The sequence below is a fragment of the Type-D symbiont of Plautia stali genome, from assembly GCF_001485335.1.
GTDB classification, from domain to species: domain Bacteria; phylum Pseudomonadota; class Gammaproteobacteria; order Enterobacterales; family Enterobacteriaceae; genus Pantoea; species Pantoea vagans_C.
Map to the genome: position 1 here is coordinate 53,587 of NZ_BBOC01000026.1, position 7,715 is coordinate 61,301.

The 7,715-nt window shown below is 57.0% G+C and carries 8 protein-coding genes; 3 read left to right on the plus strand and 5 right to left on the minus strand.

The features are described 5' to 3' along the window. Nucleotides 1-22: 22 nt before the first annotated feature. A complete protein-coding gene (locus PSSD_RS10545; RefSeq protein ID WP_039331381.1) occupies nucleotides 23-1,933 on the plus strand; it encodes a BglG family transcription antiterminator in 1,911 nt (636 codons plus the stop codon). A gap of 152 nt (nucleotides 1,934-2,085) precedes the next feature. Here PSSD_RS10545 and PSSD_RS10550 read toward each other — a convergent pair whose 3' ends face one another. Then, on the minus strand, nucleotides 2,086-2,985 hold the full coding sequence (locus tag PSSD_RS10550) for a LysR family transcriptional regulator (RefSeq protein WP_058971689.1): 900 nt from the start codon (nucleotides 2,983-2,985) through the stop codon (nucleotides 2,086-2,088). Nucleotides 2,986-3,114: 129 nt separating this feature from the next. Here PSSD_RS10550 and PSSD_RS10555 point away from each other — a divergent pair, with 129 nt between their 5' ends. Then, complete coding sequence (locus tag PSSD_RS10555; protein ID WP_058971692.1) at nucleotides 3,115-3,816, plus strand: pirin family protein; 702 nt, start codon at nucleotides 3,115-3,117, stop codon at nucleotides 3,814-3,816. Nucleotides 3,817-3,886: 70 nt separating this feature from the next. Here PSSD_RS10555 and dolP read toward each other — a convergent pair whose 3' ends face one another. From dolP to PSSD_RS10575, 4 genes are read right to left on the minus strand one after another with little or no spacing between them, the layout of a single operon-like run. Further along, the gene (gene dolP / locus PSSD_RS10560) at nucleotides 3,887-4,459 is read right to left on the minus strand and encodes a division/outer membrane stress-associated lipid-binding lipoprotein (protein WP_039331375.1); all 573 of its coding nucleotides are present in this window, start codon (nucleotides 4,457-4,459) and stop codon (nucleotides 3,887-3,889) included. 14 nt (nucleotides 4,460-4,473) lie between these two features. Then, on the minus strand, nucleotides 4,474-5,061 hold the full coding sequence (diaA, locus tag PSSD_RS10565) for a DnaA initiator-associating protein DiaA (RefSeq protein WP_007890352.1): 588 nt from the start codon (nucleotides 5,059-5,061) through the stop codon (nucleotides 4,474-4,476). Between the two features lie 14 nt (nucleotides 5,062-5,075). Next, nucleotides 5,076-5,471: a YraN family protein gene (locus PSSD_RS10570; protein ID WP_039331368.1), complete on the minus strand. Its 396-nt coding sequence runs from the start codon at nucleotides 5,469-5,471 to the stop codon at nucleotides 5,076-5,078. After that, on the minus strand, nucleotides 5,429-7,474 hold the full coding sequence (locus PSSD_RS10575) for a penicillin-binding protein activator (RefSeq protein WP_058971695.1): 2,046 nt from the start codon (nucleotides 7,472-7,474) through the stop codon (nucleotides 5,429-5,431). The genes PSSD_RS10570 and PSSD_RS10575 overlap by 43 nt, the downstream gene beginning before the upstream one ends. Nucleotides 7,475-7,536: 62 nt before the next feature. Here PSSD_RS10575 and PSSD_RS10580 point away from each other — a divergent pair. Then, nucleotides 7,537-7,715, plus strand: a 179-nt coding sequence (locus PSSD_RS10580) for an SAM-dependent methyltransferase (RefSeq protein WP_235589213.1), incomplete at its 3' end; no start/stop codon positions are given.

Consider the following 7,715-nt stretch of genomic DNA (forward strand, 5'->3'; position numbering starts at 1 on the left):
ACATCAGTACAGGTGAGGCTCCGTGAGATTTCCCAATCAGCGACTGGCACAACTTTTCGCTGCGCTACAAAACGAAACGCTGCCGCAGGATGAGCTGGCGCGCCGCTTTTCTGTTTCCACGCGCACGGTGCGCACCGATATCACCGCGCTGAATGCGCTGCTGGAGCAACACGGCGCGCAGTTCGTGCTGGCGCGCGGCGCGGGCTATCAACTGAAGATTGACGACGTGGTGCGTTTCGACCGCTTGCAGGAAGAGAGCGCCGCGCCATTGCGCGTGCCGCGCACTTCGCAGGACCGCGTGCGTTATCTGCTGACGCGTTTCCTCACCGCCGCCTATTCCCTCAAGCTGGAAGATTTGTCGGAAGAGTGGTTTGTCAGCCGCGCGACCTTACAAAGTGATATGGCGGAAGTGCGTGAATGGCTCGGCCGCTATCATCTCAACATCGAAACCAAACCGCGTTACGGCATGAAGCTGTTTGGCAGCGAGGCGGCGATCCGCACCTGCCTGACGGATTTACTCTGGCAGATCGATCAGGTGACGCCAGACAGCCCGCTGTTGACGGTGGAAGCACTGCACAGCGGCATGCTGGATCAGTTAAAGCCACTGCTGGAACACTGCTTCGCTCAGCATGCGATTCGCCTTAGTGATGAGGGGGAACGCTATCTGCAAATCTACTGCGCCGTGGCGATACGCCGCATCAGCGAGGGTTTTCCACTTAACGATCCCGGTGCAGAAGATGTCGGTGATGAAGTGCGTGAAGCGGCGCAGGATTTAGTGAACCTGATGCGGCCGCTGGTGGGCAAACCGATCTCGCAGGCGGAAGAAAACTGGCTGCGCGTCAATATTGCCGCGCGCCAGATCCAGGCATTAGCGCCCAGCACCATCAATGCGGATGACGCCGATGCGCTGGTCGATTACCTGCTGAATTACATCAACACCCATTACAACTACCGGCTCCAGCAGGATGAACAACTGCGCGCCGATCTGCTCACCCATATCAAGACCATGATCACTCGGGTGCGCTACCAAATCCATATTCCGAATCCCTTGCTGAGCAACATCAAACAGCACTATCCAATGGCGTATGACGTAACGCTAGCGGCGGTGACCAGCTGGGGCAAGTACACGCCTTACAGCATCAGCGAAAATGAAATCGGTTTCCTGGTGCTGCACATCGGTGTGGGGCTGGAACGGCACTACGATGTCGGTTATCAGCGCCATCCGCAGGTGCTGCTGGTGTGTGACAGCGGCAACTCCACGCTGCGCATGATTGAGGCGCTGCTGCTGCGCAAATATCCGCAATTAGTGGTCACGGCGCGTTTGTCGCAGCGTGATTATGAGATGCGCGCGCACATTGACGAAGACTTCGTGATTTCGACCGCGCGTCTCAGCGAGAAGAACAAGCCGATTGTGGTGATGTCGCCGTTCCCGACTGAGTTCCAGCTTGAGCAGTTGGGTAAGCTGGTGCTGGTGGATCGCACCCGTCCGTACATGCTGGAGAAGTACTTCGATGCGCAGCACTTTATGGTGCTGGATAAGCCGATGTCACAGTCGGCGCTGTTCGGTGTGTTGTGCGAGCAGCTGGAGCGGGAAGGGTATGTGGATGCCGATTTTTATCCATCGGTTGAAGAGCGCGAAGCGATAGTCAGCACGCTGCTTGGCGAAGGTATCGCGCTGCCGCACTCGCTGGGATTACTGGCGAAGAAAACCGTGGTCTACACCGTGCTGGCACCGCATGGCGTGAGCTGGGGTGATGAAACGGCATCGGTGATTTTCCTGCTGGCGATCAGCAAAAGCGAATACGAAGAGGCGATGGCGATTTACGATCTGTTCGTGACCTTTCTGCGCGAAAGGGCGACCGCACGACTGCGGGATTGTGGCGATTTCGTCAGTTTTAAAGCGGTGGCGATAGATTGTTTGAGCAGGATGTGAGGGGGCGGTGGTCTTTCACCCTCACCCTAACCCTCTCCCGCAAGCGGGCGAGGGAATGTTTAGGGGGCGCACCGTTATCACTCCAGTGCTGGGTCGGCCCCCTCTCCCGCTTGCGGGAGAGGGCTGGGGTGAGGAAGTCAGCTAGCACCACCCTAACTGCGCTTTGCCAGCAACCGCGGGATCTCACGCAAGCACCACGCCTTGGCTTCACCCATACTGTCGCGGCGCCACGCCATGATAATATCCACTTCACGCGTATATTCGGCACTGACCACTCGCAGACGCCCTTCGGCGATATCTTGCTCCACCATCGGGTAGGGCATGGTAGCGACACCCAATCCTGCCAGCAGCGCACGGCGTTTGTCGTCCATGCTGCTGACTGTCAATCGCTGCTGTTTATCCAGCAACTGCACGGTTAAAACCGGACGCTCGCGCGCGGTATCCGCTACGGCAATACCGCGATACTTCACGCGGGTCACTTCGGACAGCGGCTCGGCTTCCTGATGAATCGGATGATTCGGACTCGCCACGTACACGCTCATGATGCTGTACAGTTTGCGGGTGTTGATTTCGGTCGAGGCGCGAAAATGCATATCTGGCGCAATCACGATATCGGCGCGGCCCTGTTCCAGACGCTCCCACGCGCCCGCCAGCACTTCAGTGACCAGCGAAATCTGCGTATTGGCTTTTTCCGCCAGTTTCTCGACGATGGGGAACAGCAGATTGGTGGGGATCAGCGCTTCCGCCACAATGGTGAGATGGGTTTCCCAACCGCGCGCAAGGGCTTCGGCATCGGTGGTGAGTTTATCGGCCGCTTCCAGTAGCACGCGACCGCGCTCCAGCAGCATGCGTCCTACATTGGTGAATTTAGTGCGGTGACCAGAGCGGTCAAACAGCACCACGTCCAGTTCCTCTTCCAGCTTCTGCATGGTGTAGCTTAATGCAGACGGAACACGACCGAGTTCATCGGCCGCTGCGGCAAAGCTGCCACGGCGATCAATAGCATCCATCACACGTAAAGCTTCGAGGGTTAACGCGCGGTCTTTTGCCATGCCGGTTCTCTGTCAGTAAATTTGAACATGCCCGGCAGATTAACTGGCTTACAATCTGGCGTCCAGCCTTTTACCATTGACGTATAAAGCCTGCGATCGAATATCACCGCAGAGCGTCGGAGGTAATTCATGATGACAACCCGCTGCGCGTCCGCATGTGGCCAAGCCGATTTCGGTTGGTTGCAGGCGCGATACAGCTTCTCTTTTGGCCACTATTTTGATCCTAAAATGATGGGCTACGCGTCCTTACGCGTGCTCAACCAGGAAGTGCTGGCGCCGGGTGCCGCGTTTCAGCCCCGCAGCTATCCTCAAGTTGATGTGCTGAACCTGGTGCTGCAAGGCGAAGCGGAATACCGAGACAGTGAAGGGAATCATCTGATTGCCAGCGCCGGGGAAGCGATGCTGTTATCCACGCGTCAGGGCGTGAATTACAGCGAAATCAATCTCAGCAAAGATCGCCCCCTTACGCGTATGCAACTGTGGCTGGCGGCTTGCCCGGACCGTGAAAATCCGCTGCTGCAGAAAATGGCGTTGCCAGAACAAACCTGCTTGCTGCTGGCTTCGCCGGATGGTGCCGAAGGTAGCCTGCAACTGCGCCAACAGGTTTGGGTGCATCAGGTGACGCTGGCTCCCGGTGAGCACTACACGGTGAAACTGCATGGCGCACGCGCGTATCTGCAATCGATTCATGGCTCACTGGATCTGCAAGCAAACAGTGCCAATCAGGAACGACTCGGCTGCGGTGATGGGGCGTTTTTGAGTGAAGAGAACCAGATTACGTTACAGGCGAAAACGCCGCTGCGTGCGCTGGTGATTGACCTTCCGGGATGAAAAAGGCAGCCGATAGAGGCTGCCTTGGTCTGATATAGAGGCGCACCGTTGTGCGCCTTTTATTTTGCCGTTACTTCAGAATGGTAAAGGCTGTGGTCACGTGCTTCACGCCGCTGACACGGCTGGCCACATCCGCTGCAGCTGCCGCTTCTTGCTGTGTCACCAGGCCCAGCAAGAACACCTCACCATTTTCCGTGGTCACTTTCACGTTGGATGATTTCACCTGATCGCTGCCCAACAGCTGCGAACGAATTTTGGTGGTGATCCAGGTATCAGAAGAGGAGGTCCCGAGGCTGACTTTCTGGCCGGTACGGATTTCGTTATAGACTTCGGTGGCACCATCGACGCCCATGGCGATCTGTTTCGCGCGGCTCGCCAAATCGGCAGAAGGTGACTGGCCGGTCAGCAGCACTTTGCCTTGATACGCGGTGACGACCACACGTGCCTGGTTTTTGATTTGTTCATCTTTCGCCAGCGCGTTAGTGACACGTAACTCCAGCGTACCATCATCCACCTGGGTACCGACGGTACGGGGGTCGGTGGCCGTTTTGGTGGCGACAGCGGCACCGCCCGCGACAACGGCGACACAGCCCTGCAACAGCATGGCGGTTAACAGAATGGCGACAGCGTTCAATGCTTTCATTTGAGCTCCTTCAGTCATTCCTGGTGTGGGAACAAAGTGTTATCAATCAAATCGCACAGGCAATTCAGCGTCAGCATATGCATTTCCTGAATGCGTGCGCTGCGATGTGACGGAATGCGAATTTCCACATCGTGCGGACCCAGCAGGCCCGCCAGCTCACCGCCGTCATGGCCGGTCAGCGCGACGATAGTCATATCGCGAGTAACCGCAGCTTCAACCGCTTTGACAATATCGCGGGTGTTACCACGGGTTGAAATGGCCAGCAGCACATCACCGGCCTGACCAAGCGCGCGAACCTGCTTGGCATAAATCTCATCATGAAGACGATCGTTACCAATCGCCGTCAGCATCACGTTATCAGCACTCAGTGCCAATGCAGGCAGGCTGGGGCGCTCGGTCTCAAAACGATTGATCATGCTGGCGGCGAAATGCTGCGCGTTGGCCGATGACGCACCGTTGCCGCAGCTCAGGATTTTGTTACCGTTCAGCAGCGACTGCACCAGCGTCATGGCCGCGCGGGAAATGGCATCCGGCAGCGCTTCCGCAGCGGCGATTTGAGTCTGAATACTTTCGGTAAAACACGCTTTAATTCTGTCCTGCACAAGACCACCTGGTTCTATCCATCGGCATTAAAGGCATCGGGCAGCCACTCCAGCTCGCGCCCGGTAATGGCAATGATGTCAAAACGGCAATTCACCGTATCGAAACTGCCGCCGCGTGCCAGTAACCACAGTGCGGCGGTACGCAGCAGCTTTTGTTGTTTCTGGCGAGTGACGCTGGCAGCCGCACCGCCATAACGCGCATCACGCCGATAGCGCACTTCTACAAACACCCAGCAGTCGGCATCGCGCATGATCAGGTCAATTTCCCCGCTGCGACACCGCACATTGCTGGCGACCCACTGCAGCCCGGCGCGCTCCAGATAGCGACGCGCCTGCTGCTCCTGCTCAGCGCCAATGCGCTGGCGGTTTACTGCACCGGAACGATTTGTCCCTGACGATACTGGTTCCATGCCAACTTCCTGTTGATCACGCAATCCGTGTCGGCGTTCAGTTTGCCCGTGTTGCCATCAATGGCAAAACCCGGCACCTGACGCATCTGGTTAAAGTGATTCGCCAGCGTCCAGGCATCAATGCCCATCGCATAGAGACGAACCAGCGAATAATCGTTGTTAAACGACTTCGCCGCTTGCTGCATCAGGCCAGGATTGCTCCCGGAGAGCAGCGGAATATCGCTGAATTGCAGACCATCCATTTCCAGACGGAAATCAGGGCCTGCACCGGCCTGCGCACTGCGTGAGCTGGCATAAAGCGCGATGTTATTGCGGCTGCTGGTGCGCATCGCAATCATCGGCTTGATCAGCTGCAGCTCATCCTGGCTGGCAACGATATACACCGCATCGATGCTGCCGCTGCTGGCATCTGCCGTTGGTGCTGGCGTCGTGGTTTGCGGAGCCGGAATGGTCAGGCCCGCCACGGCTACGCCCGCAGCTTGTGGCTGCTCCACGGTCAGTGGCGTGCCACTCAGTGCGATACCTGCACCGCTATTGATACCCTGTTTCAGCTCAGAAACGCCACCAAAACGTTGTTGCAGCACAGTGGCGCCGCCGAGTTTCTGCCACTCTTGGGCGAAGGCTTTGCTCACACGGTCGCCATAGCTGCTGCGTGGCACCAACAGTAATGGCTGGCGCTTGCCTTGCTCGTAGATATGGTGCGCGGCATCACGGGCTTCGTCTTCAGGAGAAAGCGCAAAATAACAAATATTCGGATGGTTCTGGATCTGTTCTGGCTCATTCAACGCCAGAACGTTGAGTGGCGTCTGGCTGTTCACCACGGACTCCACTTCATTTTTCAGCAGCGGACCGACCACGATGGTGGCGCCATCCTGCTGGGCCTGCTGCATCACCTGGGCAATCGGCTGGCTGCTGGTGTCATACACTTTGATCTGCGCGTTGCTGTCTGGCTGAGCCGCAGCGGGTTGAGCTGCGGGTTGTGGCTGCTCAGTCTGTGCCGGAGTATTTGTCGCCATGGCGGGGCTGACAACGGTATTGGCTGCTGCGGTGGTATCAGCGGGTTGCTGTGTGGCTGGCTGCGCACTGGCATCGGTAGCGGCCGGTGTGGCAGGCGCTGGCTGCGGTGCAGGAGCATTCAGCACGCCATTTTTTGCATCGTTAAAGCCTTTCTGGATGGCATTGGCGAAGACCTGCGCCTGGCCATTCAGCGGTAACAGCAATGCGATGGTGCTGGTGGAGGCTTTGCTGAAATTCTGCACCTGGCTCAGTGCGGTCGGCAGCGTCTTTGCCGCAGGGTTCTGCGGATAGCGCGTCTGCCAGTCTTTGATGGCCGCTTTTAGCATCTGCGGATCCTGGCTGTTGGTGTGCCAGGTGTTCAGCAGATCCAGCCAGCCTTGCAGGGTATTTTCATCGGCATTGATCACCAGGCTGTTCAGCTGATCTTGCGTCATCTGTGTCAGGGCTTGCCAGGTGGCGTCAATATTGCTCTGGTGGTCGGCACCTTGCAGCAGCGGTTCCTGAGCGATATAGGCGCGTAGCAACGCGAGTGAAGGGCGATTCTGCGCCGCCGCGATTTGCAGCGCGTAGTAGCGCACTTGTTGATCCTGAGACAGACCGTCGGTTTTCACCTGACCGAGTTGCTGCTGGGCACCACCAAAATCTTGCTGACCAATCTGCATCTGAGCACGCAGTAACAGCAGCTCTTGCTGCTGCACAGCGGAGAGCTGTTGCGGCAGTTGAGCGATCTGATCGTTAGCCTGAGGATACTTTCCTTCCTTCAATAGGGCACGGATGGCAAGTAATTGCCAGTCGGTCTTGCTATCATCGCTGCTTTGTTGCACCTGCTGCAGATAATAGTCAGACCGGCCAGTTGCCGGGCCCTGAATATTGACGTTGGAGGTTTGCTGCGGTCCCTGACCGCTACACGCGGCTAAAATCAGCCCAGCGAGAAGAACAGGTACAAAGCGTCCTGCTTTATGACGTACGACTTTTGAAGGAAGCATACTGTATCCAGTGATGTTTTTTTCAAGATGCTCAATATTAAATCGGCAATTCGGATGAAACAATGAAACAACTCGATCGGGCAGAGATTTCTGCCAGCACGCTCTATATCGTTCCTACCCCGATCGGTAACCTGGGTGATATCACGCAGCGTGCGCTGACGGTGCTTGCGAGCGTCGATCTGGTCGCAGCGGAAGATACACGTCATACCGGGCTGTTGCTACAACATTTCGCCATCAATGC